The sequence below is a fragment of the Ancylobacter novellus DSM 506 genome (assembly GCF_000092925.1).
Lineage (GTDB): Bacteria > Pseudomonadota > Alphaproteobacteria > Rhizobiales > Xanthobacteraceae > Ancylobacter > Ancylobacter novellus.
On sequence record NC_014217.1, the window covers coordinates 1,235,863 to 1,258,554 of the forward strand.

Genomic DNA, 22,692 nt, shown 5'->3' on the forward strand with positions numbered 1-22,692 from the left:
GCTGGCCGTTGGATCATCGTGCCGCCGCCGAGGGCCACCAAGCCTTGAGCGGAACGGGCAGCAGATCGATGATCTTAGTCGTCTCGCCGGGGTCGAGCTCCCGCCAGAGCAGGCCGAACACGGCCTTCGTCGTGCCGAGCGCATCGCGTGGGAAGTTCGGCGGCAGCTCCCGTGCGACATGGTCGAGGAATGACTGCACATCCCGATCCCTCTGCGGCTTGCCTGCGAGATGCCAGCCCTCGTAATAGATGCCGCGCACGATGAGGGGAAACTGCGCTCCGAGCTGGACCACGCTCTCCGGCGGCAGGCGGTCGCGCAGGGCGTGCAGCACGGCGCGTAGCGCGCTGTAGGCATGGTGGCGTTCATCGTCGTGCAGCAGCCCGCCCAAATTCTTCAGCCAGAGATTGGTCTGCTGGACGGCATGGTCGAGTACGGCGAGATGGGGATCGCTCATTGCAGGTCTCCACGGGACATCGAAGCGGCGCGGGCGCTCACGCCCATTGGCCCATCGGCTCCTTCATGAGGTGGTCATTGACCGCCCGCACGCCCGGTGTGGTCTCGGCGACGACACGCAGCGCCTGCCGCTCGGTATCGGCGTTGGCGATGCCCCACAGATTCACCACGCCGTCATCGACGGTGACGTTGAGCCGCCACGTATTCGCCCAGGGCTGCTGGTTCAGGCGCTCCATCACCTTCTCGCGTATGGCGCTGTCGGACAGCGGGATCTCCAGTCCCATTTTGGTGCCGGCGACCGCCTGTATGAGGTTGGAGCGGCTGACGATGCCGACCAGGTGGCCCTTCTCGACGATCGGGATGCGCTTGACGCCGTGAGATTCCATAAGCGCGGCGATCTCGTGCAGGGGCGTGTCCGGCCCGGCGGTCACCGGATCCCGGTGCATCACGTCGGCGGCCGTGCGGCCGTGCGCCTTCACATATTCGGCCGCCAGCGTGCCGTCGTCGACGAAGGCCTGCAGCCACCAGGAGCGGCGGCGCTCGGTGCCGGCTTCCGCGCGGCGGATAAGGTCGCCTTCGCTGACGATGCCGACCATCTTGCCCTTGTCGTCGACGATCGGCATGCCGCTGATGCGCCGCTCGAGCAGGGTTTTGGCGATCTGCACCACGAGATCGGTCGTCTTCGCCGTGATCACCGGCGAGGTCATTACGTCACGTGCCTTCATGGTTTCCTCCCTTCGAGGTTCCGGCTTCGGGAGCGCGTCACGAGGAACGGCTCCGGCATGGGCGCGGAACGAATGCGAATGCCGTCCCCCGAGTTTGACGGAGCTGCATGTCCGGCATCGATCGCAGCGGGGACAGGCATCCGTTCTCGCATTGTCGGTGCGCCGCGCCGCGTCAGCGGACGCGATCGACCGCTGAGCGGCTCAATGCATGTTGGCGCCGACGTTGCCGAGCCGCGGGTCAACCTTGACGAGGTTCACCACGATGAAACCCTCGGCGAGGCCGCCGACAGTGTCCTCCAGCGCGATCTGCTCGCCGCGCGTGGGGACCTTGCCGGTAAGGGTAATGATCCGCTTCTCGGGCGAGACAGCGATGTCCACGTCGCCGTTTCTGGCGACCGCATTGGTCAGGCGTTCGTAGAGTTGCTGGTCCAGCATGGCCGTTTCCTCCTCTGGCCGATCGGAACGCGGGACCGACGGTCCGGTCCCGCGCAAGGAGTCACTCAGGCTGCCTTCACCGGGATGGTCGTCTCGGCCTGGGCCTCGGCGGTCTTCGGCAGCTTGACCGTCAGTACGCCCTTGGCGAAGGTCGCCTCGATCTTGTCGGCGGTCACGCCTTCGGGCACGCGAAACGAGCGCAGGAAGGATCCGTAGCGACGCTCGGAGAGGAAATAGTCCTTCTCGCGCTCCTCCCGGGTTTCCCTCTTCTCGCCCTTGATGGTGAGTGTGCCGTTGGCGACCTTCACCTCGACGTCCTTCTCGTCGAGACCCGGCAGCTCGGCCGTGACCTCGTATTCCTTGTCCTTCTCGACCAAGTCGACGGCCGGGGCCAGGCTCCACCCCTTGTCGCGGAACGGATCGGAGGGGAGCGCCGACCGCGTCAGCGGCCAGGCGCCGAGACCGAAATTCTCGAACAGCTGGTCGATCTCGCGGCGGAGCGTTTCGAACGGACTCCATGTCGCTGGGACGGCAGCGGTGGAGCGGGTTTCCTTCTTGACTGGAAGCTTGGTCGGTTCTGCCATGACACTCTCCTCTTCGATGCCGCGCAAGCAGCGGAGGTGATCGGTTCCCGAGAAGTTATCGCGCTTCAGTCTGCTCGCTCGGACTTCACGTTGATGCGAGAGAAGGTAAGCATACTCCAGTCTCGGACGACTTTGATATGGCGCAATACATCGACCCAGGAAGGGCCAACACATTAGGGTAGTAATGATTACTTACCTTCCGATGCGGCCCGGGGGCCACCAAGCAGCCGATACGGCCGACGTTTCAGTCCTCGGACGTTCGATTTCAGGAATCTCTGTTGCCTTGGCGGCCATTCCGCTTCGCCGACGGCCAATTGAGACATGTCATGGAACCGGCGCCTGTGATCAATTTCATTATCGGCGCGACACGGTTCCGCGCGGGATAGCCCTGCATCGGTCGTTCTTGTCCACGGGTCGTCCGGGATGCGCTTCATGACGACGGAGTTGGACGAAGGAAAATCATCGGACCCGGGTCCTTCGTCCCGTCAGCAACCCGGCGGCTCTGACCCGGCGATCGCGAGGGGCGTCGGCGAACCGTTCTATCGTGGGCGGGAGCGGCGAGGACCCGTAGGCGCGTTCCTGCAATCCCTGTGGCGCCGTAAATCGTGGTTCGGCGCCGCGGCTCTCTTGCTGGCCGCCGCCGCATGGTTGCTGCCGCGCTGGCTGGTCGGACCCGAAGTCGTGGTTTACCCGGTGCTGAAGGGCGAACTGGTCCGGACGGTGGTCGCCACCGGCCATGTCGAGACTCCATATCGCGTTGAGATTGGCAGCCAGATCACCGGCACGGTGAAGGATGTGCTGGTGGAGGAAGGGCAGACGGTCCGGCAGGGCGAAGCCCTGGTCGTCCTCGACACCACCGAGCTCGATGCGGCGGTGGTGCAGGCGGTTGGGGCCGTGGCGCAGGCCGAGGCTCAAATGCGGCAGATGCAGGAATTGACCAGACCCGCCGCCGACGAGGCGCTCAAGCAAGCCCGCGCCAATCTCGACAATGCCAAGTCCGCCTTCGAGCGCGCCGACCGGCTCGCCAAATCCGGAGCGGGGACCCAGGCGACGCTGGACGAGGCGATGCGAGCCGTCAATGTCGCCCAGGCCCTGACGCGCACCGCCGAACTGCAGGTCTACACGTCGAGCCCGGGTGGCAGCGATTATGTCATGGCGCAGACCCAGCTCGACCAGGCACGGGCGAACCTGGCCACCGCCCGCGCGCGCCTCGGCTACGCCACCATCACGGCCCCGCGCGACGGGGTGCTCATCACCCGCAACGTCGAGCGTGGTGCCGTGGTGCAACCGGGGACGTCGCTCCTGGTGCTCGCCCCGGCCGGGGATATCCAGTTGGTGGTGCAGATCGACGAGAAGAATCTGAGCCTGCTCAAGGTAGGGGAGGATGCGCTCGCCTCCGCCGACGCCTATCCCGAGGAGCGATTTGCCGCGACCCTCACCTACATCAACCCATCGGTGGATATCGCCCGGGCCTCGGTCGAGGTGAAGCTCACCGTGCCCGATCCGCCGGATTATCTGCGGCAGGACATGACCGTGTCCGTCGATATAGCCGTCGATCGCCGGCAGGATGCGGTCATCGTTCCCACGCGGACAGTTCACGAGCCCACCTCCGCCGCGCCCTGGGTGCTCGTGGTGCGCGAGGGACGCGCCCGCAATCAGCCGGTGCGCCTCGGCCTCAGGGCGGCCGACAAGGTTCAGATTCTGGAGGGGGTCGCACCCGGCGAGAGCCTCGTGCCCGTAGCGGCCGGCGTGCGCGCGGGCCAGCGCGTCCGTCCGGTGCAGCCATGAGCCGCTGGTTGCCCTTCGAATGGATCGCCGCCCTGCGCTTTCTCGGAGAGGGCCGGATGCAGACCGCCTTCATCCTCGGCGGGGTGACCATCGGCGTGGGCGTGATCGTGTTCATGTCGGCCATGCTGGCGGGGCTTCAGGCCAACTTCATCAAGCGGGTGATTACCTCCCAATCGCAGATCCAGCTCCTGCCGCCCGACGAGGTGGCACGGCCGCTCCGCGATCGGCCCGGCGTGATCGAAGGCGCGATCGTGCAGAAGCCGACCCAGCGCGTCCTTTCAATCGATCAATGGCAAGCCATCGCCGCCGCCATGCGCGCGCGACCGGACGTGTTGGTGGTCGCTCCAACCGTCTCGGGCGCGGCCCTCGCCGTCAGGGGCGATGCCGGTCGCAGCATCTCCATCATCGGCATGGAACCGGCGCAATATTTCCAGATCGTGCGGGTGCCTGACTACGTCGTGGCGGGCGAGGTACGGCTCGGAACGGATGATATCCTCGTCGGAACCGAGCTGGCCAAGAACCTCGGCGCCAGCGTGGGCGACAAGATCATCGTCACCACCGCGAACGGCGGGAGACGGGTGCTCACCATCACCGGCATTTTCGATTTCGGCAGCAAGGGGGTGAACGAGCGCTTCGCCTATGTGGCCCTGCGTACGGCGCAGAGCCTCCTCAAACTCATCGGCGGCGCCACAAGCATCGACCTCACCGTCAGCGACATCTACGCCGCCGAGGACATCGCAAGCGACATCGAGGCTATCGTCCCGGTCAAGGCGGACAGCTGGATAACCACCAACGCGCAATTCTTCACCGCGGTCGGCGCTCAGCGGACTTCCAACACCATCATCCGCCTCTTCGTGGGCCTCTCCGTCGCCTTCGGAATCGCGGCCGTACTGGTGGTGTCGGTAATCCAGCGTTCGAAGGACATCGGCATACTGCGCGCCATGGGGACGTCACGGGGCCGGGTGCTGAGGGTCTTCCTGATCCAGGGCGGCGTGCTCGGCTTCGTGGGTTCGGTCCTGGGGTCGGCGTTCGGGGCCGGAGCGCTCATCATCTGGCACCGCCTGTTGCGACAGGTCGATGGCTCGGAACTGTTCCCGCTGCTCCTGGAACCTAGCCTGTTCGCCGCCTCGGCGGCGCTCGCCACGCTGACCGGCGTGCTCGCGGCGCTCGCCCCTGCGCTCCGGGCGGCGCGGCTCGATCCGGTGGAGGCGATCCGTGGCTGACGTGCTGGTTCTGGAGGCGATCAGGAAATCCTATGCCATCGGCACGCCGGTCGAAACCGAGGTGCTGCACGGCATCGACCTTTCCGTGCGGGCCGGCGAGTTCGTGGCGTTGATCGGGCCATCCGGGTCCGGAAAGAGTACGCTTCTCAACATCATCGGCCTCCTCGACAGGCCAACCTCCGGTCGACTGCTCATCAACGGTGGCGATACGACCGAACTCGGCGATGCCGAGCGCACGAGGCTGCGCGGTCATGCCATCGGCTTCGTGTTTCAGCACCATTATCTGATCTCCGCCTTCACGGCGCTCGAGAACGTGATGATGCCGATGCTGGTCGACCGGGGGCGCGTCGATGGGCAGATGGAAGGCCGGGCCGACGAGCTTCTCGAATGGGTAGGCCTCGGCAGATGGCGAAACAACCGCGCCACCAACATGTCCGGAGGCCAGCAGCAGCGCGTTGCCGTGGCGCGTGCACTCGTCATGGATCCCACGCTGGTGCTGGCCGACGAACCCACGGGAAATCTCGACAGCGCCTCCGCCGAGGGTGTGTTCGAGCTGATGCGCCGCATCAATGCCGAACGCGGCACGACCTTCCTCATCGTCACGCACAACCTCTCGCTGGCACGCCGATGCGACCGCATTATCGAGGTCGTCGATGGCCGCATCGGCGCTGGACGCCTGGACGCGCTCGATCGGCCCGGGAAGCCAGCCCACTGAGGGGCGACCCGGCGGGAGGTATGGGTTCCGGAATTCGCCAGCTGCCGCCGTACTGATAGATCAGGTGCCGCTCGAATCAGGCTCCGGCCTCCCCGGTCACCACGCCGGGCTCAGAGAACAGATGTGTTGCGCCGGGCACCGGCGCTTATGCTGTTCGTCTGCTGGGTGGTGACCTTGGCGCTGCCGACTAGGCGTAGATCCGCGACTGTGGTCGCCTGATCGGGTTCTAGCCCGGCTTCATAATACTATCCATCTTCGAGTATCGATTATCGGTCGCCTTGCTGATTACTCCTCAATATCGCCTATCGGTCACTTTCGATATGCGTGCGCCAGACGCGGAAGGATGGTTTCCGGCTGGACGTCATGGGCCCCCGCGCTGCTCTTTCGCCATCATGGGGAGCGACAGCCAACCCCAGGATCCTTGTTGCGCCGCAGCAGAAAATCATCTAGGTCCGGATCATTCGTCAGGACCCGGTGCAAACCCGGGTGGCTCTTCCGGCCGCCGACCCGCCGGACAACGCAGATGCAGCGCAGTCCCCACCGCCCCCTCGGGCGGGCGCCCGCTCTTTGCGAAGAATCCCGATGAGCTTTCCCAAGACCTATTTCCGTGAGTGGTTCTCCAATATCCGCGCCGACGTGCTCGCCGGCATCGTCGTCGCCCTCGCCCTGATCCCCGAAGCCATCGGCTTCTCGGTCATTGCCGGCGTCGACCCCAAGGTGGGGCTCTTCGCCTCCTTCGCCATCGCCTGCGTCTCCGCCTTCGTCGGCGGGCGGCCGGGCATGATCTCGGCGGCGACGGCGGCCACCGCCGTGGTGATGGTCAGCCTCGTGCGCGACCACGGCCTGCAATATCTCTTCGCCGCCACCATCCTGATGGGCGTCATCCAGATCGTCGCCGGCCTTCTGAAGCTCGGCCGGGTGATGCGCTTCGTCTCGCGCTCGGTCATCACCGGCTTCGTCAACGCGCTCGCCATCCTCATCTTCATGGCGCAGCTACCGGAGCTGGTCGGCGTGCCGGTCGAGACCTATCCGATGATCGCTGCGGGCCTCGCCATCATCTACCTGTTCCCGCGGCTGATCCGGGCGCTCCCTTCGCCGCTGGTCGCCATCGCCGTGCTCACCGCCTTCGCCTGGTGGAGCGGGATGGATCTGCGCACGGTCGGCGACCTCGGCGAGTTGCCCTCCAGCCTCCCGGTCCTCGCGCTGCCGCAGGTGCCGCTCACGCTGGAGACGCTGCAGATCATCCTGCCCTATTCGCTGACGCTTGCCGCCGTCGGCCTGCTGGAATCGCTGCTCACGGCGCAGATCGTCGACGACATGACCGACACGATGAGCAACAAGAGCCAGGAATGCGTCGGCCAGGGCGCCGGCAACATCGTCTCGGCGCTGATCGGCGGCATGGGCGGCTGCGCCATGATCGGCCAGTCGGTGATCAACGTGACGTCCGGCGGGCGCGGGCGGCTTTCCACCTTCGTCGCCGGCGCCTTCCTGCTGTTCCTGATCCTGGTGCTGGACGACCTCGTGCGCATCATCCCCATGGCCGCGCTGGTCGCGGTGATGATCATGGTGTCGATCGGCACCTTCTCCTGGCGCTCGATCCTCGATCTGCGCACCAACCCGCGCTCCTCCTCGCTGGTCATGCTGGCGACGGTGGTCACGGTGGTGACGACGCACGACCTCGCCATCGGCGTGCTGGTCGGCGTGCTGCTGTCGGGGGTGTTCTTCGCCGGCAAGGTCTCGCAGCTAGTCAGTGTGGGCGAGATCATCGACGAGCCGGCCGACCGGATCACCTTCGTCGTCGAGGGCCAGATATTCTTCGCCTCTTCCGAGGTGTTCCTCGCCGGCTTCGACCTCGACAACCCTGCGCGGGAGGTGGTGATCGACGTCACCCACGCGCATTTCTGGGACATCACCGCCGTCGGCGCGCTCGACAAGGCGGTGCTGAAGTTCCGCAAGGCGGGAGCGCGGGTCGAGGTGATCGGCCTCAACGAGGCGAGCGCCACCATGGTCGACCGCTTCGCCAGGCACGACAAGGATGTTTCTGCCTCCGCGGCCCTGCATTGAACGACGCCGTCGCGAGATGATTGGCGTGATTGCCTCCCAGACGCTCAGGCCACTCCTGCCATCCTGCCCGGAGGCGAGGCCCGGCCTGCATGAAGGCGCCGGTACTCGGCAGGTGTCATGCCCAGCTGGCGCTGGAAGGCGCGCCGGAACGTATCGACGTCGGCGAAGCCGCTGGCGGCCGCGACCTGCTTGGGACGTTCGCCCGCCTCCAGCAGGCGCCGTGCCGCTTCGACACGGACCGTCTCGACCCAGATCGCCGGGGTCACCCCGATCTCCGCGCGGAACAGCCGCGCGAAATGGCGCGGACTGAGGCCCGCCCGCGCAGCGAGCGCGGCCAGGCCGTGTTCCTCGCCGGGATTGGCGGAGACCCAGCGCTGGATCTCCTGCAGCGCGGAGCGTCCGGCAGGGTTGGCTTCGCCGCGCCGGCTGAATTGCAGCTGTCCGCCCGGCCGCTTGAAGAACATGACGAGCTGGGAGGCGACCCTCTTGGCGATGTCCCGCCCGAGATCCTCCTCCACGAGGGCTAGCGCCAGATCGAGCCCGGCGGTGACGCCGGCCGCCGTCCGCACCGGCCCGTCGCGCACATGCAGCGCGTCGACCTCGACGCGTATCCCGGGGAAGAGCTTCGCCAGAGTGTCGGCCACCGCCCAGTGGGTGGTGACCCGGCGTCCCTCTAGCAGGCCGCTCTCGGCCAGGGGCAGGGCGCCGCTGCATACCGAGCCGAAGCGACGCGCCGTCGGCGCCTGCTCGCCCAGCCAGGCCGACAGCACGGGATTTACGGCGACTTCGGCCAGATGCGGCGCCCCCGCGACGAGAAGCGTGTCGAACGTGCCCGGGCGGACATCGGCGATGGTCAGGTCCGGAAGCACACGCAGTCCGGAGGAGCTCGCCAGCGGACCGGCCTGCAGGGCGACGACTCGCGTCATATAGGCCGCCACACGCGCCTGCACGTTCGCTTCGGCAAAGACATCGAGCGGACCAGCGACATCGAGCATCTGCACGCCGGGCAAGGCCACGATGCCGATGGTCCGGGTCCCCGATCGATGTCTCGCCATGAAGCAAAATGTCCTTATTCGCCTGAATACGACGATAGAGGACAGAGTCCCGAAGGTCTACCACTGCCGAAAGCCCAGACAGGAGCCCTCTCATGACGATCCATGCATCGGCCGCGATCCCCGACAGCCGACTGGCCCGGCAGGCGACGGAGCTCGTACGCGACACCGCGTCCGAGCTCATCTTCAACCATTCCAGCCGCGTCTATCTGTTCGGAGCGCTGGCGGGCACCCACCGCAACCTGACATTCGACCGCGAGCTTCTCTATGTCGGCGCCATGTTCCACGATCTCGGCCTGACGACGGCCTACAGCTCTCCTCATGAGCGCTTCGAGGTCGACGGTGCCAATGCCGCCCGCGACTTCCTCACGCAGCACGGCATCGCCCCGGCCGACGTCGAGACGGTGTGGACCGCCATCGCGCTGCACACCACACCCGGCATTCCCAAGCATATGCATCCGGTGGTGGCGCTGGTGACGGCAGGCGTCGAGATGGACGTGCTGGGCCTGACTTATGATCAGTATTCGGATCTGGAGCGCGAGGCGGTCGTGCACGCCTTTCCGCGGACGCCGCAGTTCAAGGAAGACATCATCCAGGCCTTCTACGACGGCATTCGGCACAAGTCGGAGACCACCTTCGGCAACGTGAAGGCGGATGTTCTGGCCGACAAGGACCCGCATTTCCACCGCGGCAATTTCTGCAGCGTGATCCGCGCCTCGCACTGGCACGGCTGAAGCCGTGTAGGGCACGGGCGGAGCGCTTGGCGAACCGGAACGGTGGCCAGCCTGATCAATCGCCCGCAAACGAGAGATCCGCCGCGTTGCCCCGGCGAGTCTCGGATCAGTGATCGACGGACTCCCTAAATCTGGACGAGGATTAGGGGTTCAGGTCACCGTCGGTCTCGATCGGATCATGAGTAATAAGGTTCAGAATCTCGTCTGTGGTGAATCCAAGCGCCATCGGCCGCACCAAATCTGGAACCACGCCGACATCGTAGAGTTCCACCACGGATCCATCGATACGGAACCAATGAAGGCACGCACCCGTATCGAGATCGATGATCTGCAGCCCGCACCATGGCTCTGAATCGGCTTCGGCGAGCCTGCGGTCGAGGGCCAGTCCTTCGAAACGCTCGTAGCGGGGTTTTGACAAACCAACGAATGCGTATCGGCCGTGAAATGCGAGTCCGCGCACGAAACCCGGGCAGAATGCAAGCACCCGAAATCGGGCATCATGCGCGGAGAGGTGATTTTCGATCCAACCAAGTTCGCCGGTTCCAGAATTGAGCAACCACAATCGACCGCGATACATACGCGGAGAGTGGGGCATGGAGAGCCCGCCGGCAATGACGGCACCGGACTGTACATCGATGACAATGCCGCCAGTGGCGCGGCGATCGCGCCAAGCGTCGACGGTGTCGGATTGGCTCACCGCCGTCACATAGCGCGGCACGCCCGCTTCCATGGCCAGCCCGTTGAGATGGCACCGGTCCTCTTTAACGATCCTAGAAATGAATGGAGGCTTCCACAGAGGCGTGAAGCTGTGCCGCCGGGATGTTGTTGCGAGACAGTTATAGAGCGTATTGACGAAGACGATGCTACCATCCCGCGCTTGGCCGATGTCGTGGATGTCAAGTTCGCCGACGGTGAACAGTTCACGCGGCACATAGCAGGCATCATGCAGATCGTTGATTGATTGATCGCGCTCGAGCACGTTCTGGAACCGGACGATCTGGAATAGCGTGGCGAGCAGGATGGTGTCTCGGTCCGCTACACAGATTCCCATCGCCTTGTCAAAAAAACGCTCATGCACAAGAAGGCCGCCATTGACGTTCTGCCCAATCAAATAGAGTTTTCCTGATTGATAGGACGAAACCGCGATCGCGATGCGCTCCGATCCAAGAAAGGCCGGTAGACCAGGCGACATCGAATACTTGACGGCGTCGGCGCCGCGGTTCCCCCTCTGCACCGTAGAGTCTGTGCCTGGTTGATCGGCGGGCAGGTCGATCACGTTTTTGCCTATGAAGCCGCGTCTTCGTTGCTTCGGGCCATGCATCTTTCTTGCATAACGGCCACGCTAGCTGACTTTTGTCAGGCCACCAAGCCGGTAGTTGATAAGGCTTGGGTATTTGGTGTCCCGTCCTGCGCGCGCTCGCCGCGTTTTGAGACTGAGCTTATCCATGTTGACGGCGACGTCGTACCGTCGCGGGGATTGGCTGCCGAGCAAACTTTGATAGTATATTCTAGCAGCTTGCGATTCGCGTAGGTTAGATTCTGACAATTGCTGGAGGCTTATGGCCCATCGGTTATTGTCCCGTCGCCTGATCCTTTCGTCCTCGATGCTCGCGAGCGCGGTGATCGGCTATGGCCGGCGCGCTTATGCTGCCTGCGTCCCTGCCGGCGGATCGAGCTTCATATGCTCCGGCGCTAGCACGGGCCAGTCGATCTCCGCCGCCAACGCCGATGTCTCCACGCTGCCCGGCTTTAGCGTCACGACCGCCTCATCGAATGCCCTGTCAATAACCGGGTCCGGCGACCTATTCTATACCGACACGAATTTCTCTCCCCTTACTGCGGTTGCCGGAAACGGGCTGAACATGTCGACGAATGTCGTCGCCCCGGGCAGCATCACAATCCACACCAACGGCGTCATCAACACCCGCAACTACGGCATTCGCGCCCGAAACATCGGTACCGGAGCGTTGTCGATCACGGCCGATGGCGACATCACCAGCGCCGGCACGACCACGCTGTCGCGTGGGATCTCCGCTATCAATTTCGGTACGGACCTCAGCGTGGTGACGGGGGCGGGGGTCAGTGTGACCGGCGCGCGATACGGCATATTGGGCCGTAACTACGGGACCGGATCAACAACTGTGACAGTCAATGGGGATGTCACTGCCAGCGGCACGACCGGCATCGATACAGCTATCGTTGCGCGCGGCAATGCGGGCGTCACACTGACGACGGCCACGGGTACGACCGTCAGCGGTCAAGAGAACGGCCTCTTCTTACAAAGCAGCGGCAACGGCAGTCTAAACATCACCGTCAATGGCGACGTCACTGGTACCAACGATGACGGCATATATGCCAGGACCGGTGCCGGCGGCTCAATCGCGGTTACGGTGGCGTCCACGAGTCAGGTGACATCCACCGGAATCGGAGCCGACGATTTTGCCATCGATACGTCGGCCCTTGGCATCGTCAACGGAGCTACCAATCTGACGGTCGCCGGCACGCTGAACGGTGGTGCAGGCGGCGCGGTTCGCTTCCATCGATCGTCGGCGCTAGCCGACCGGCTGGAATTGCATCCGACCGCTGTCATCAACGGCACCGTGTTCGCCGGACCTGGCAGCGATACGTTGGCCCTGGGCGGGATCGGCGCCGGGAATTTCGATGTCTCGCAGATCGGCCCGGCTGCGCAGTATCAGGATTTCGAGGTGTTCGAGAAGGTCGGCGCCAGCGCATGGACCCTGATCGGCACCAACGCAAGCATCACCGATTGGACCGTGAACGCCGGCGTGCTGTCGGTTCAGGGAATGATGCCGAACACTGCCTTCACGGTGGATGGCGGCACGCTGGCGCTGGGCGCCACCGGCGATATCTCGAGCGTCAACCTGAACGGCGCCGCCAGCGTCTTCGACATCTCCGGCACTACCGCCGGCGCAAGCATCACGTCGCTGTCCGGCGTGGCCGGCAGTTCGGTCACGCTCGGCAGCCAGACCCTGACGCTGTCGGGTGCCGCCGGGACCTTCGGCGGCGTGCTCGCCGGCAGCGGCGGACTGACGCTCGACGGCGGCACCGAAACGCTGACCGGGACCAGTACCTACACGGGCGCAACCAACATCAATGGCGGCACGCTCGCTCTGGCGAGCACCGGCAGCATCGCGAACTCCGGCGGCGTCAAGTTGAACGGCGCCGCCAGCGTCTTCGACATCTCCGGCACTACCGCCGGCGCAAGCATCACGTCGCTTTCCGGCGTGGCCGGCAGTTCGGTCACGCTCGGCAGCCAGACCCTGACGCTGTCGGGTGCCGCCGGGACCTTTGGCGGCGTGCTCGCCGGCAGCGGCGGACTGACGCTCGACGGCGGCACCGAAACGCTGACCGGGACCAGCACCTACACGGGCGCAACCAACATCAATGGCGGCACGCTCGCTCTGGCGAGCACCGGCAGCATCGCGAACTCCGGCGGCGTCAACCTGAACGGCGCCGCCAGCGTCTTCAACATCTCCGGCACTACCGCCGGCGCAAGCATCACGTCGCTGTCCGGCGTGGCCGGCAGTTCGGTCACGCTCGGCAGCCAGACCCTGACGCTGTCGGGTGCCGCCGGGACCTTCGGCGGCGTGCTCGCCGGCAGCGGCGGACTGACGCTCAACGGCGGTACCGAAACGCTGACCGGGACCAGCACCTACACGGGCGCAACCAACATCAATGCCGGAACTTTGCTCGTGGATGGTTCAATTGCATCCTCGAGCGGCGTTACGGTCAACAGCGGCGGCACGGTGGGCGGCACCGGGACGTTGCCAAGTACGGCGATCAATGGTGGCGTGCTCTCTCCCGGCACTCCAATCGGGGTACTTAACGTTCAGGGCATACTCAGTTTCACGCCCACCTCCACGTACCAGGTGAGCATTTCGCCCAGTGCCAGCGGCCGTACCGACGTTACCGGTACCGCCGCGCTCAGCGGCACCGCGCTCGTTATTGCCTACCCCGGCAGTTATCCGAAAAACTCGACCTATACCATCCTCACCGCTGCCGGGGGGGTGAACGGAACATTTTCGGACTTGAGCTGGGCATCCGACTTCCTCTGTGCGTGTCTCAGCTACGATGCGAACAATGTGTACCTGAATATCACCAGCACCGGGCTGACATTCGCGGACGTCGGCCGAACTGCCAATCAGGTCGCGACGGGGGCCGCCGTCGAATTGCTCGATACGGGCAATCCCATCTATGACGTGATCGTTCTCGGCAGCGCAGAACAGGCTCGCGCCGCATTCGACCTGCTATCGGGAGAAATCTACGCCAGCGGCTTCGGCATGATGCTCGACGACTCGCGCTACGTCCGCGACGCCGTGTTCGGCCGCCTGCGGCAGACCTATGGCAGCGGCGCCGGTTCACCGCCGACCGCCCTCACGGGCAGCGCGGCGGTGGTGAATGGAGCTGCGGACAATGCGTCGTCAACAGGCTTAACGTCCACCATGCCCCCCGTCCAAAAGGATTCTGTCAATACGACGTGGGCCCAGGCGGTCGGCACCTGGGGACATGGAGGGCGACGGAAATGCCGCCGCCTTAAGGCGCTCCCTCGGCGGCGTCTTCAGCGGCTTCGACGTCACCTTTGACGAACGATGGCGGCTTGGATTTGCCGGCGGCTACACGCGCTCATCGCTGCACGTCGACGACCGGACATCGACGGGTGCCGTCGACAATTATCACTTAGGTCTCTATGGCGGCGGCCAACTCGGCATGATCGGTTTGCGGTCCGGCATCGCCCAGACATGGCACGATGTCGCGATGGATCGCGCGATCGCGTTCTCGTCTGGGGAATTGTGCTGCGCCTCCACCTTCGGCGATTCCGTGAAAGCCGATTATCGCGGACGGACGATGCAGGCGTTCGGCGAGGTCGGCGTTGGCTATTCTGCGGGCCGCACCATTATCGAGCCGTTTGCGAACGCGGCCTATGTAAACGTCCACACCGATGGCTTTACGGAGAGCGGCGGCGCGGCGGCGCTCGCTGTGAACGGACATTCGAGCGATGCGGTCTTCACGACCTTGGGTACACGGGTCACAATCACTCATGTGCTCGCCGATAGTGCGACGATCAGCACTTATGGCATGTTCGGCTGGCAACACGCCTTCGGCGACATTACGCCGGCCATGACCATGGCCTTTGCCTCCGGCGGTTCTGGATTTAACATTGGCGGCAACCCGCTCGCACGGAACGCGGCACTCGTCGAAGCGGGTATGAACGTGCGCCTCAGCCCGACTGCGACCATCGACCTCTCTTACATCGGCCAGCTCTCGGATCGGGAGACTGATCACGCGATCAGGGGAAATCTGATCTGGCGCTTCTAAGCGGACCGTCGAACGCATCTTGATTCAAATGCTGCCGACTATCAGGACGGCCGTGCGCCGTCTCCTGACAACTGCCCGTCGCAGCCGTCGCCGCAACAGAGGTAGTTTTTCGGTGTGAGGAGCCGCCGCGGCTGCGAACTCCCGAAGCCAGGCGGCGAGCTTGATCCTTTGATCAATGGACCGCGCGAAACGATCCAATTTGACGGCCCATGTGACCTCTCGACTTCCATCTGGGCCAGCGATGGCCACGCCCAACGCTTCGATAGCTGGCGGGTCGAAGTCCCAGAAGTTCAACCGCAGATCGCGTATAATGAAGCGCGGCATTGAACGTGCACTGTATAGACATTACTCGACCGAACCGGATTCGATCGGGCGTCCTGGCACTGACCAGCGAGGCCTCGTACCCCATTGCCAATAGGTCGTGGGCGAGTCGAGTTCCTGCTTGCCCAGTTCAACGATCATATCTTCCGCATTCGACCTTCTTTCGCTTGTGAACCCGAAGTGTCGTCAGATATTCGTGGCGACCGATAGCTGGCGTACGATTGCCTGGTCGGTTGCCCATGTATTCGCGCGGAGCGCAAGTTGCCGCATGATGACATCGATGCCCAGAACCGAGCTGGAATCTCACCGCGAGCTGGTCGCGATGACGAAGAATATCGGTGCCAATGCCTAAAGTATGACGTCGATCATCGCTTGCCGATCCGTTGTGCTGTTCCGCAGCAACATACTGGAGGCGCAACGTTGTGCCTATACTTGGTATCCTCACGGAACGTGCAAATCAATAACGATTATGGCGTGCGATGACAGTATATCGCCGCCGGGATTACCATTATGCATAAGCCGACGCTGAAGACATCAAGGATGTGCAGGTCGCCGCAGAAAGACGCCCGGGGCCGTCAGGGTGACGCCGGACGGCTACACCTATCTCGATCCCGTCGACTTTCCGAAGCTGTTCGCGCCGGACCTTCCCGAGGAACAGGCGAAGTTCGAGGTACGCTCCCAGGTTCTGGCAAAGAAGGAAGTGTTCACGACACCCCTGACCGTCGCGGCCTGGAAGATGAAACCCACCTGGGGCATCGTCGCGGGCAATGACCAGATCATCAATCCCGATCTCGAGTGCTTCTATTGCGACCGGGCCAAGGCACCGTTCATCGTCATCGAAGGTGCCAGCCACTCGGTCTATGAGTCCCATGCGGCTCGCGTCGCAGAGGTCATCGCGGAGGCGGCGCGCAAGGTGGAAGAGAAGGCTCCCTGACACCCGAGCAGCGCGACGTGCCTAAAGCCGGCGCCGCCGCAAGTCGGCGGCGCTTTCAGCCCAGGTGAGAGGCCGCCAATGAGCAACCGATCAGGCAGTCCGACGCAACGAACGTGGGATCGCACCCGACAGTCGCGCGAGGCGCGGCTGGCTGCCGCGAGTGCCTACGCCAGGGGCAAGCTGGTCGCCGCCGACAATGTGACGAAGCTGTTGGAAGCCGTGGTGCGCCCCGGTGACCGCGTCTGTCTCGAAGGTGATAACCAGAAGCAGGCGGATTTCCTCGCCGCCAGCCTCGCGGCGGTCGATCCCAAGATCGTCAACGATCTTCACATCGTGCAGTCTGGCGTGGTGCTGGCCGAGCATCTCGACCTGTTCGAGGCGGGCGTCGCCAAGCGGCTCGACTTTTCCTATTCGGGGCCGCAGGGAGGCGCCATCGCACGGGCGCTCAAGGCAGGAAAGATCGAGCTCGGCGCGGTCCATACCTATCTCGAACTGTTCTCGCGCTACTTCGTCGACCTGACTCCGCATGTGGCGCTCACCGTCGCGCGCTGCGCCGACCGGGACGGCAATCTCTACATGGGTCCGAACACCGAGGACTCGCCCGTCGTCGTCGAGGCCACCGCCTTCAAGCAGGGCATCGTCATCGCCCAGGTGAACGAGCTCGTGGACAGGGTGCCGCGCGTCGACGTTCCCGGCGACCGCGTAGACTTCGTAATCGTCGCGCCCGAACCCTTCTACATCGAGCCGCTCTTCACCCGCGACCCGGCGCAGATCACCGAGACGCAGATCCTCGGCGCCATGCTGGCGATCAAGGGCATCTATGCGCCGTACGGCGTCAAGCGGCTCAACCATGGCATCGGCTTCAACACGGCCGCCATCGAGTTGATCCTGCCGACCTTTGCCGAAAGGCTGGGGCTGAAGGGCAAGATCGCCACCCATTTCGCTCTCAACCCGCATCCGACGCTGATCCCGGCCATCGAATCCGGCTGGGTCGAGCAGATCCACAGTTTCGGCTCCGAAGTGGGCATGGACGACTACATGCGGGCCCGACCCGACGTCTTCTTCACCGGGCGCGACGGGTCGATGGGCTCGAACCGGATGTACTGTCAGTCGGCGGGGCTCTATGCGACCGACCTGTTCATCGGCTCCACGCTGCAGATCGATCTCGCCGGCAATTCATCCACCTTCACCAAGGACCGCGTCGCCGGCTTCGGCGGGGCGCCGAATATGGGTTCCGATCCCCATGGACGCCGCCATGCCAGCGATCCCTGGCTTCAGGCCGGGCGCGAGGCGGCGGGCGATACGAAGGCGCTGCCGCGGGGACGAAAGCTGGTGGTGCAGATCGTCGAGACCTTCGGCGACAAACTGAGCCCGACTTTCGTCGAGGAGCTCGACAGCCTGGCTCTGGCGAGGAGCCTCGATCTGCCCTTGCCGCCGGTGATGATCTATGGCGATGACGTCTCCCACATCATCACCGAGGAAGGCATCGCCAACCTGCTCTTGTGCCGCACGCCCCTCGAGCGCGAGCAGGCGATCCGCGGCATCGCCGGCTACACCGATGTCGGCCGGGCCCGCGACAAACGGATGGTGGAGGAATTGCGCGCCCGCAAGGTGATCCAGCGTCCCGAGGATCTCGGCATCGATCCGCTCGACGCCAATCGCAGCCTTCTTGCCGCGCGCTCCATCAAGGAGCTGATGCACTGGTCGGGCAATCTCTACGATCCGCCGGCCAAGTTCCGGAACTGGTGAGGAGGTGGTCATGGAAAACCTGAAGTTCCATCACAAGACCCGCTCTGCCGCGCCCGGCTCGTCTCCGGACGTCCTCGTCGGCGTGGTCGCCTCCGGCAATCTCGAGGTGCTGCTGGAGCGCGTTCTGGCCGACACGGAGTGTACGGTGGAGGTCGCCACGCCGGTCAGCGGATTCGACGACGTGTGGAAGGCCGTCATCGCCGATTTCGTGGAGCGAGCCTCGCCTGGTGGGCTGCGCATCTCGATCAATGACGGCGGCGCCCGTCCCGACACGGTGATGCTGCGCCTCATGCAGGGCGTGCGCAAAATGGAGAGCGGCCATGAGTGACGTCTCCCGTTCCGACATCGACGCCGCCAGCTGGTTCCTTTCCACCGCCCGCGAGCGCATCGCGGGGCTGCTCGACGAGGGCAGCTTCACAGAATTTCTGCCGCCGACGGAGCGGGTGCGCAGTCCCCATCTCGCCCTGTTCGACCTGCCGGCCGCCTTCGACGACGGCATGATCGTTGGGCGCGGCCGGCTCGCCGGCGCGAACGTCCTGATCGCCGCGCAGGAGGGGCAGTTCATGGGCGGCACGTTCGCTGAGGTGAGCGGCGCCAAGCTGGTCGGCCTGCTGCGCGCCGCGAGCGTCGACGACAAGCTGCCCCGCACCGTCCTGCTGTTGCTCGACAGCGGCGGCGTGCGTCTGCAGGAGGCCAATGCCGGCGAACTCGCGGTCGCGGAGGTGATGCGCGCCATCGTCGAGGCCCGTGCCGCGGGTGTCGCGGTGATCGCCCTCGTCGGCGGGCGTGCCGGCTGCTTCGGGGGTGCCGGCCTGACCGCCGCGACCTGCTCGGCTATCGCCATTTCGGGCCAAGGTCGCATCGGCGTCACCGGTCCCGAGGTGATCGAGACCAACAAGGGCGTCGAGGAATTCGATTCCCAGGACAAGGCTCTGGTGTGGAGCGTCACGGGCGGTCGCACGCGCCGGCTGATCGGCGGCGCCGACGCCTATGTCGACGACAGCGTTGCCGGCTTCCGGGAGGCCGCGCTGGCGTTGATGCAGAGGACCGCGACCTTCGACCTCGCCAGACTGCAGGCCGAACATACGCGGCTCGCCGGACGTGTGGTGAAGCTCGGCGCCTGCACCCTCGCCACCGACATGTGGACCGCGCTCGGCATTTCCGATCCGCAGGGCATCACCGACATGGATGACGACGCCTTTCGGGCGGTCGCGGCAACCATGGGGGAGATCGACCATGACGCTCGCTGAGATTCTCGACAGCCTCTTCCCCGACGGCCACGACATAGCAGCACGCTCCGACCATCTCGTGATCGGCACGGGCAAGCGGGCCGATGGCAGTCCGGTCGAGGTGATCGGTATCGCCGATGGAGACGCGCTTGGCATTTCCGGCCTGTTGCCGCTGGCGGCGCGCGTCCTCGAGGTGGTGGGGGAGGGCGGCAAGACGCCGATCCTCGTTCTCGTCGACACCGAGGGCCAGCTCATGTCGCGCCATGACGAGATGCTGGGCCTGAACGAATACCTTTCGCACCTCGCCAAATGCCTGCGTCTGGCGAGCCTGAACGGCCATCCGACGATTGCGCTCAACTACGGCAAGGCCGCCGCCGGTGCCTTCCTCGCCACGGCGGGAGCGACCGATATTCTCGTTGGCCTGCCCGGCGCCGAGCCGGCGGTGATGGATCTGCCCTCCATGGCAAGGGTTACCAAGCTGCCGCTGGAGAAGCTGACCGAGCTCTCCAAGACCACGCCGGTCTTCGCGCCAGGTCTCGATTCCATGTTCAAGGTTGGCGCGGTGACGCAGCTCTGGGATCCGACAACGCCGCTTGGCCCGCAATTCGAGGCGACGCTCGCCAATTTTCCGGCCGTGGACATGCGCGATGCTCTCGGTGCCGAGCGCGGCGGCCGTACTGTCGCGGCAGGCATCGCCCGCACGGTGGCTGATCGGGCCAGCGGCGACCATTATGCGTGACGGCCGATACGCACGGCACGACCTGTTGCGGGTGACGCCCGAGGGATGGCGAGCCACGCTCACTGTCACCGAAGGTCTCGAGCGTCTGTCTGATGAGCCGCGTCGGCTGGTCGAAGGCTGGTGTGAACGGGGCTGGCCGCTGATCGTGCGCCGTCCGTGCGAGGGGCATGAGACCGGCATAGCCGTCGGCCTGCCGCTGCCGCCGTCGCACGGCAAGCTGAGGCTGGGCTTTACCCTGGCCCCGCACCATGTGGCGCACCAGGTCCCCGGCGTCGCGCTGGCGGACGCGCTTGCCACCGCACCAGCCGACCTTCGCCCTCAGCTCGAGGCGGTGATCGCGCTGTCAAAGCGCCTGTCGCTCACGCCGACCGTCTTCGGCGCGCTGCTCTGGCAGCATGTGACGGGACTGGTCTATCTCCGCCCAGGTTCCGATGTCGACCTGCTTTGGCCGATGAGCGACCCCGGTCCGCTGCCTGGGTTGCTGGATGGCCTAGCAGCGCTCGACGCGAAAGGGCCCGCCCGACTCGACGGGGAGATCATCCTGCCCAACGGGGAGGGGGTGAATTGGCGAGAGCTGCGAGGCCAGCGTGAGCGGCCGGACGACCGGGTACTGGTGAAGTCGCTGGACGGGGCGGAGCTGAGATGCGCACGAAACCTGTTTCCCTGATCGAGGCGGCATCCGAGCCCCTCGCCTTAAGGCGCGTCGACGCCGAACGTATCGGCGATCTGGCGGCGGAGGCGCTGACCGCGGAGCTCGACGCTTGGCCCAAGCCCGGACTTGTCAGCCCGCTCGACAATGGCAGCCATGAAGACATGGACTACGCAACCTTCGAGCGCAGCATAGCGGCACTGCGTCCCTACTATGCCGACCTCGCCATCGCCGGGGCGGCGCAGGTGGGGATGGACGAGCTGCGCCGTATCGGGCGAATGGCGGAAGAGGCCATGCTCGCCGCCACCGGCGGGGTGAATACGCATCGCGGTGCCATCTTCGCGCTCGGCCTGCTGTCGGCAGCCACAGGGGCTGCCATCGCGACATCGAAGCCGATCTCGGTGGACCTTCTGACCACCACCGTTGCCCAACGCTGGGGGCAGGATATCCGGCGCGGACCGATCCCGCTAAATAGCCATGGTAGCGGCGCGCTGCGACGGTTCAGCGCCGGCGGTGCCCGGGCCGAGGCCGCGGCCGGTTTCCCGCACGCGCGGAACGTTGGCCTGCCGGCCCTGCGTGCCGGTCGCCTTCTGGCGGACGAGGAGGCCGCACGGGTACACGCCTTCTTCGCCCTGCTCGCCTCGATGGAGGATACCAATCTGCTGCACCGCGGTGGTCTCGATGGCCTCGCATTGGCCCGGCGCGACGCGCAGGATTTTATGGACGCCGGGAGCGTCGGCCGGCCCGACTGGCTCGATCATGCCATGGCGATCCACCGTCGCTTCGTCACCCGTTGCCTGAGCCCCGGCGGCGCCGCCGACCTTCTGGCGGTAACGATCTTCCTCGACGCGCTGGAAGGAATGTCGTGAGCGGCACCGGCGTTCTTTGCTCCGGACAGGGCAACCAGGGTTCGGGCATGTACGATCTTGTCGCCGCCGAGCCCGCCGCCGCGCCGATCTTCGCCGCCGCGAGGCGTGCGCTCGGCGGAAGGGATGCACGCGACGTCGCGAGGCAGGGCGGTAAGTTCATCCATCGCAATGACGTGGCGCAGATATTGTGCTGCACGGCGACGCTCGCTGCTTGGGCTGTGCTGGGCCCCTCTCTCCCACGCCCGCTCGTCATCGCCGGTTACAGCGCAAGCGAGGTGCCCGCATGGGCCATCGCCGGCCTTATCGATGTGCCGACCGCGTTCGACCTGGTGATGCGCCGGGCGGCTATTATGGACGCGGAGACACGCGAAGCCTCCGGCCTCGCGGCCATTATCGGCCTTCGACGCGCATCCATCGATGACCTCTGCCGTGCCCATGAGATCGATGTCGCGATCGTCAACGGTGCCACCCACTTCATCGTCGGCGGAAGTGTTCACCGCATCGATGACGCCCTGGCGGAGGCCCGGCAAGAGGGCGCCAGCCACGCCGTCCGTCTGCCGATCCACGTTGCCTCGCACACGCCGATGCTGGCCGCCGCCAGCGGACGGTTTCTTGACGTTCTGCGCGAGCGCGTTCGGACCGACGAAGAAGTGCCACCGGGCATTCGCTTGATCGCTGGCGTCGACGGGGTGCCCGTGCGACGGGCCGGGGAGGGTATCGGCAGGCTCGCCGCACAGGTATCGACCGCCATCGATTGGGCCGCATGTATGGACGCCTGCCGCGCCGCGCGCCCGAGCCGAATCCTCGAACTCGGTCCCGGTGATGCCCTGGCGCGAATGATGAGCGAGCAAGCCCCTGGCATCCCCAGTCGCAGCGTCGCCGACTTCAAGTCTGCGAGCGGCGTTCTCGCCTGGTTGGTCGCGCCAGTCGGCCCGCCGTAAATCACCGGACGACGGCCGGGATCATGACCCTGGGGCCGGGGCATCATGGCGGCGAGCGTACCTTCGAGTTCTCTCTGCAGGTCCTGTTGCAGTTGGCCGAGGCTCCGCAGGGCCGGCATATCGGCGCCGCCCAGGATCGTCCCCCCTTCAC

At 65.2% G+C, this 22,692-nt stretch carries 21 protein-coding genes and 1 other annotated feature; of the genes, 15 read left to right on the plus strand and 6 right to left on the minus strand.

The window, feature by feature from the left end:
* Positions 1-13: 13 nt before the first annotated feature.
* From SNOV_RS05975 to SNOV_RS05990, 4 genes are all read right to left on the minus strand, one after another.
* Positions 14-454, minus strand: a complete 441-nt coding sequence (locus SNOV_RS05975) for a DUF2267 domain-containing protein (RefSeq protein WP_013166017.1) — start codon at positions 452-454, stop codon at positions 14-16.
* Positions 455-491: 37 nt separating this feature from the next.
* Positions 492-1,178, minus strand: a complete 687-nt coding sequence (locus SNOV_RS05980; protein WP_013166018.1) for a CBS domain-containing protein — start codon at positions 1,176-1,178, stop codon at positions 492-494.
* A 201-nt stretch (positions 1,179-1,379) separates the two neighbouring features.
* On the minus strand, positions 1,380-1,613 hold the full coding sequence (locus SNOV_RS05985) for a transporter (RefSeq protein ID WP_013166019.1): 234 nt from the start codon (positions 1,611-1,613) through the stop codon (positions 1,380-1,382).
* Between the two features lie 65 nt (positions 1,614-1,678).
* Positions 1,679-2,197, minus strand: a complete 519-nt coding sequence (locus tag SNOV_RS05990) for an Hsp20/alpha crystallin family protein (RefSeq protein ID WP_013166020.1) — start codon at positions 2,195-2,197, stop codon at positions 1,679-1,681.
* Between the two features lie 432 nt (positions 2,198-2,629).
* Between SNOV_RS05990 and SNOV_RS05995 the strand changes: the two genes are divergently transcribed.
* The 4 genes from SNOV_RS05995 (at position 2,630) to SNOV_RS06010 (ending at position 7,987) form a co-directional block, all read left to right on the plus strand.
* Positions 2,630-3,985 (plus strand): efflux RND transporter periplasmic adaptor subunit, encoded by a 1,356-nt coding sequence (locus tag SNOV_RS05995; protein WP_013166021.1) that lies wholly within the window; start codon positions 2,630-2,632, stop codon positions 3,983-3,985.
* The gene (locus SNOV_RS06000) at positions 3,982-5,208 is read left to right on the plus strand and encodes an ABC transporter permease (protein ID WP_013166022.1); all 1,227 of its coding nucleotides are present in this window, start codon (positions 3,982-3,984) and stop codon (positions 5,206-5,208) included. Before SNOV_RS05995 ends, SNOV_RS06000 begins: the two co-directional genes overlap by 4 nt.
* Positions 5,201-5,923 (plus strand): ABC transporter ATP-binding protein, encoded by a 723-nt coding sequence (locus SNOV_RS06005; RefSeq protein ID WP_013166023.1) that lies wholly within the window; start codon positions 5,201-5,203, stop codon positions 5,921-5,923. The genes SNOV_RS06000 and SNOV_RS06005 overlap by 8 nt, the downstream gene beginning before the upstream one ends.
* A 464-nt stretch (positions 5,924-6,387) precedes the next feature.
* Positions 6,388-6,443: a sequence feature (sul1 is cis-regulatory element that is thought to sense ions involved in sulfur or methionine metabolism; They are found in Alphaproteobacteria), on the plus strand.
* A 62-nt stretch (positions 6,444-6,505) separates the two neighbouring features.
* Positions 6,506-7,987: a SulP family inorganic anion transporter gene (locus tag SNOV_RS06010; protein WP_013166024.1), complete on the plus strand. Its 1,482-nt coding sequence runs from the start codon at positions 6,506-6,508 to the stop codon at positions 7,985-7,987.
* A gap of 44 nt (positions 7,988-8,031) precedes the next feature.
* Here SNOV_RS06010 and SNOV_RS06015 read toward each other — a convergent pair whose 3' ends face one another.
* Entirely contained in the window at positions 8,032-9,042 is a 1,011-nt protein-coding gene (locus SNOV_RS06015) for a GlxA family transcriptional regulator (RefSeq protein WP_013166025.1), read from the minus strand.
* 92 nt (positions 9,043-9,134) lie between these two features.
* On the opposite strand from SNOV_RS06015, the gene SNOV_RS06020 reads away from it, so the two are divergent.
* Entirely contained in the window at positions 9,135-9,773 is a 639-nt protein-coding gene (locus SNOV_RS06020) for an HD domain-containing protein (RefSeq protein ID WP_013166026.1), read from the plus strand.
* Between the two features lie 142 nt (positions 9,774-9,915).
* Here the strand turns inward: SNOV_RS06020 and SNOV_RS06025 are convergent, their stop codons facing one another.
* The gene (locus SNOV_RS06025; protein WP_013166027.1) at positions 9,916-11,049 is read right to left on the minus strand and encodes a TIGR03032 family protein; all 1,134 of its coding nucleotides are present in this window, start codon (positions 11,047-11,049) and stop codon (positions 9,916-9,918) included.
* A 283-nt stretch (positions 11,050-11,332) separates the two neighbouring features.
* On the opposite strand from SNOV_RS06025, the gene SNOV_RS06030 reads away from it, so the two are divergent.
* The 10 genes from SNOV_RS06030 (at position 11,333) to SNOV_RS06075 (ending at position 22,541) form a co-directional block, all read left to right on the plus strand.
* Positions 11,333-14,377 (plus strand): beta strand repeat-containing protein, encoded by a 3,045-nt coding sequence (locus SNOV_RS06030; RefSeq protein ID WP_144295952.1) that lies wholly within the window; start codon positions 11,333-11,335, stop codon positions 14,375-14,377.
* Positions 14,301-15,110 carry an autotransporter outer membrane beta-barrel domain-containing protein gene (locus tag SNOV_RS06035; RefSeq protein ID WP_049785703.1) on the plus strand — a complete coding sequence of 270 codons (810 nt, stop codon included), beginning with the start codon at positions 14,301-14,303 and terminating at the stop codon, positions 15,108-15,110. Before SNOV_RS06030 ends, SNOV_RS06035 begins: the two co-directional genes overlap by 77 nt.
* A 901-nt stretch (positions 15,111-16,011) precedes the next feature.
* Positions 16,012-16,365, plus strand: coding sequence for an alpha/beta fold hydrolase (locus SNOV_RS06040; RefSeq protein ID WP_081440941.1), 354 nt, complete (start codon positions 16,012-16,014; stop codon positions 16,363-16,365).
* A 78-nt stretch (positions 16,366-16,443) separates the two neighbouring features.
* On the plus strand, positions 16,444-18,114 hold the full coding sequence (gene mdcA / locus SNOV_RS06045) for a malonate decarboxylase subunit alpha (protein WP_013166028.1): 1,671 nt from the start codon (positions 16,444-16,446) through the stop codon (positions 18,112-18,114).
* Between the two features lie 10 nt (positions 18,115-18,124).
* Positions 18,125-18,442, plus strand: a complete 318-nt coding sequence (gene mdcC, locus SNOV_RS06050) for a malonate decarboxylase acyl carrier protein (protein ID WP_013166029.1) — start codon at positions 18,125-18,127, stop codon at positions 18,440-18,442.
* The gene (locus SNOV_RS06055) at positions 18,435-19,364 is read left to right on the plus strand and encodes a biotin-independent malonate decarboxylase subunit beta (RefSeq protein ID WP_013166030.1); all 930 of its coding nucleotides are present in this window, start codon (positions 18,435-18,437) and stop codon (positions 19,362-19,364) included. The genes mdcC and SNOV_RS06055 overlap by 8 nt, the downstream gene beginning before the upstream one ends.
* Positions 19,351-20,082, plus strand: coding sequence for a biotin-independent malonate decarboxylase subunit gamma (locus SNOV_RS06060; RefSeq protein WP_013166031.1), 732 nt, complete (start codon positions 19,351-19,353; stop codon positions 20,080-20,082). The genes SNOV_RS06055 and SNOV_RS06060 overlap by 14 nt, the downstream gene beginning before the upstream one ends.
* The gene (gene mdcG, locus SNOV_RS06065) at positions 19,991-20,749 is read left to right on the plus strand and encodes a malonate decarboxylase holo-[acyl-carrier-protein] synthase (RefSeq protein ID WP_086012066.1); all 759 of its coding nucleotides are present in this window, start codon (positions 19,991-19,993) and stop codon (positions 20,747-20,749) included. Before SNOV_RS06060 ends, mdcG begins: the two co-directional genes overlap by 92 nt.
* A complete protein-coding gene (mdcB, locus tag SNOV_RS06070; RefSeq protein ID WP_013166033.1) occupies positions 20,725-21,600 on the plus strand; it encodes a triphosphoribosyl-dephospho-CoA synthase MdcB in 876 nt (291 codons plus the stop codon). The genes mdcG and mdcB overlap by 25 nt, the downstream gene beginning before the upstream one ends.
* Positions 21,597-22,541: an acyltransferase domain-containing protein gene (locus SNOV_RS06075; RefSeq protein WP_013166034.1), complete on the plus strand. Its 945-nt coding sequence runs from the start codon at positions 21,597-21,599 to the stop codon at positions 22,539-22,541. The genes mdcB and SNOV_RS06075 overlap by 4 nt, the downstream gene beginning before the upstream one ends.
* The last annotated feature ends 151 nt before the right edge of the window (positions 22,542-22,692 follow it).

Excerpts from the sequence above, each read along its gene's own strand:
- SNOV_RS06000 (WP_013166022.1), top strand. The coding sequence starts at position 3,982 with ATGAGCCGCTGGTTGCCCTTCGAATGGATCGCCGCCCTGCGCTTTCTC.
- SNOV_RS05995 (WP_013166021.1), top strand. The coding sequence starts at position 2,630 with ATGACGACGGAGTTGGACGAAGGAAAATCATCGGACCCGGGTCCTTCG.
- SNOV_RS06035 (WP_049785703.1), top strand. The coding sequence starts at position 14,301 with ATGGAGGGCGACGGAAATGCCGCCGCCTTAAGGCGCTCCCTCGGCGGC.
- mdcA (WP_013166028.1), top strand. The coding sequence starts at position 16,444 with ATGAGCAACCGATCAGGCAGTCCGACGCAACGAACGTGGGATCGCACC.
- SNOV_RS06015 (WP_013166025.1), bottom strand. The coding sequence starts at position 9,042 with ATGGCGAGACATCGATCGGGGACCCGGACCATCGGCATCGTGGCCTTG.
- SNOV_RS05985 (WP_013166019.1), bottom strand. The coding sequence starts at position 1,613 with ATGCTGGACCAGCAACTCTACGAACGCCTGACCAATGCGGTCGCCAGA.
- SNOV_RS06055 (WP_013166030.1), top strand. The coding sequence starts at position 18,435 with ATGAGTGACGTCTCCCGTTCCGACATCGACGCCGCCAGCTGGTTCCTT.
- SNOV_RS05980 (WP_013166018.1), bottom strand. The coding sequence starts at position 1,178 with ATGAAGGCACGTGACGTAATGACCTCGCCGGTGATCACGGCGAAGACG.
- mdcB (WP_013166033.1), top strand. The coding sequence starts at position 20,725 with ATGCGCACGAAACCTGTTTCCCTGATCGAGGCGGCATCCGAGCCCCTC.
- SNOV_RS06010 (WP_013166024.1), top strand. The coding sequence starts at position 6,506 with ATGAGCTTTCCCAAGACCTATTTCCGTGAGTGGTTCTCCAATATCCGC.
- SNOV_RS06030 (WP_144295952.1), top strand. The coding sequence starts at position 11,333 with ATGGCCCATCGGTTATTGTCCCGTCGCCTGATCCTTTCGTCCTCGATG.
- SNOV_RS05990 (WP_013166020.1), bottom strand. The coding sequence starts at position 2,197 with ATGGCAGAACCGACCAAGCTTCCAGTCAAGAAGGAAACCCGCTCCACC.
- SNOV_RS06020 (WP_013166026.1), top strand. The coding sequence starts at position 9,135 with ATGACGATCCATGCATCGGCCGCGATCCCCGACAGCCGACTGGCCCGG.
- SNOV_RS05975 (WP_013166017.1), bottom strand. The coding sequence starts at position 454 with ATGAGCGATCCCCATCTCGCCGTACTCGACCATGCCGTCCAGCAGACC.
- SNOV_RS06060 (WP_013166031.1), top strand. The coding sequence starts at position 19,351 with ATGACGCTCGCTGAGATTCTCGACAGCCTCTTCCCCGACGGCCACGAC.
- mdcG (WP_086012066.1), top strand. The coding sequence starts at position 19,991 with ATGCTCTCGGTGCCGAGCGCGGCGGCCGTACTGTCGCGGCAGGCATCG.
- mdcC (WP_013166029.1), top strand. The coding sequence starts at position 18,125 with ATGGAAAACCTGAAGTTCCATCACAAGACCCGCTCTGCCGCGCCCGGC.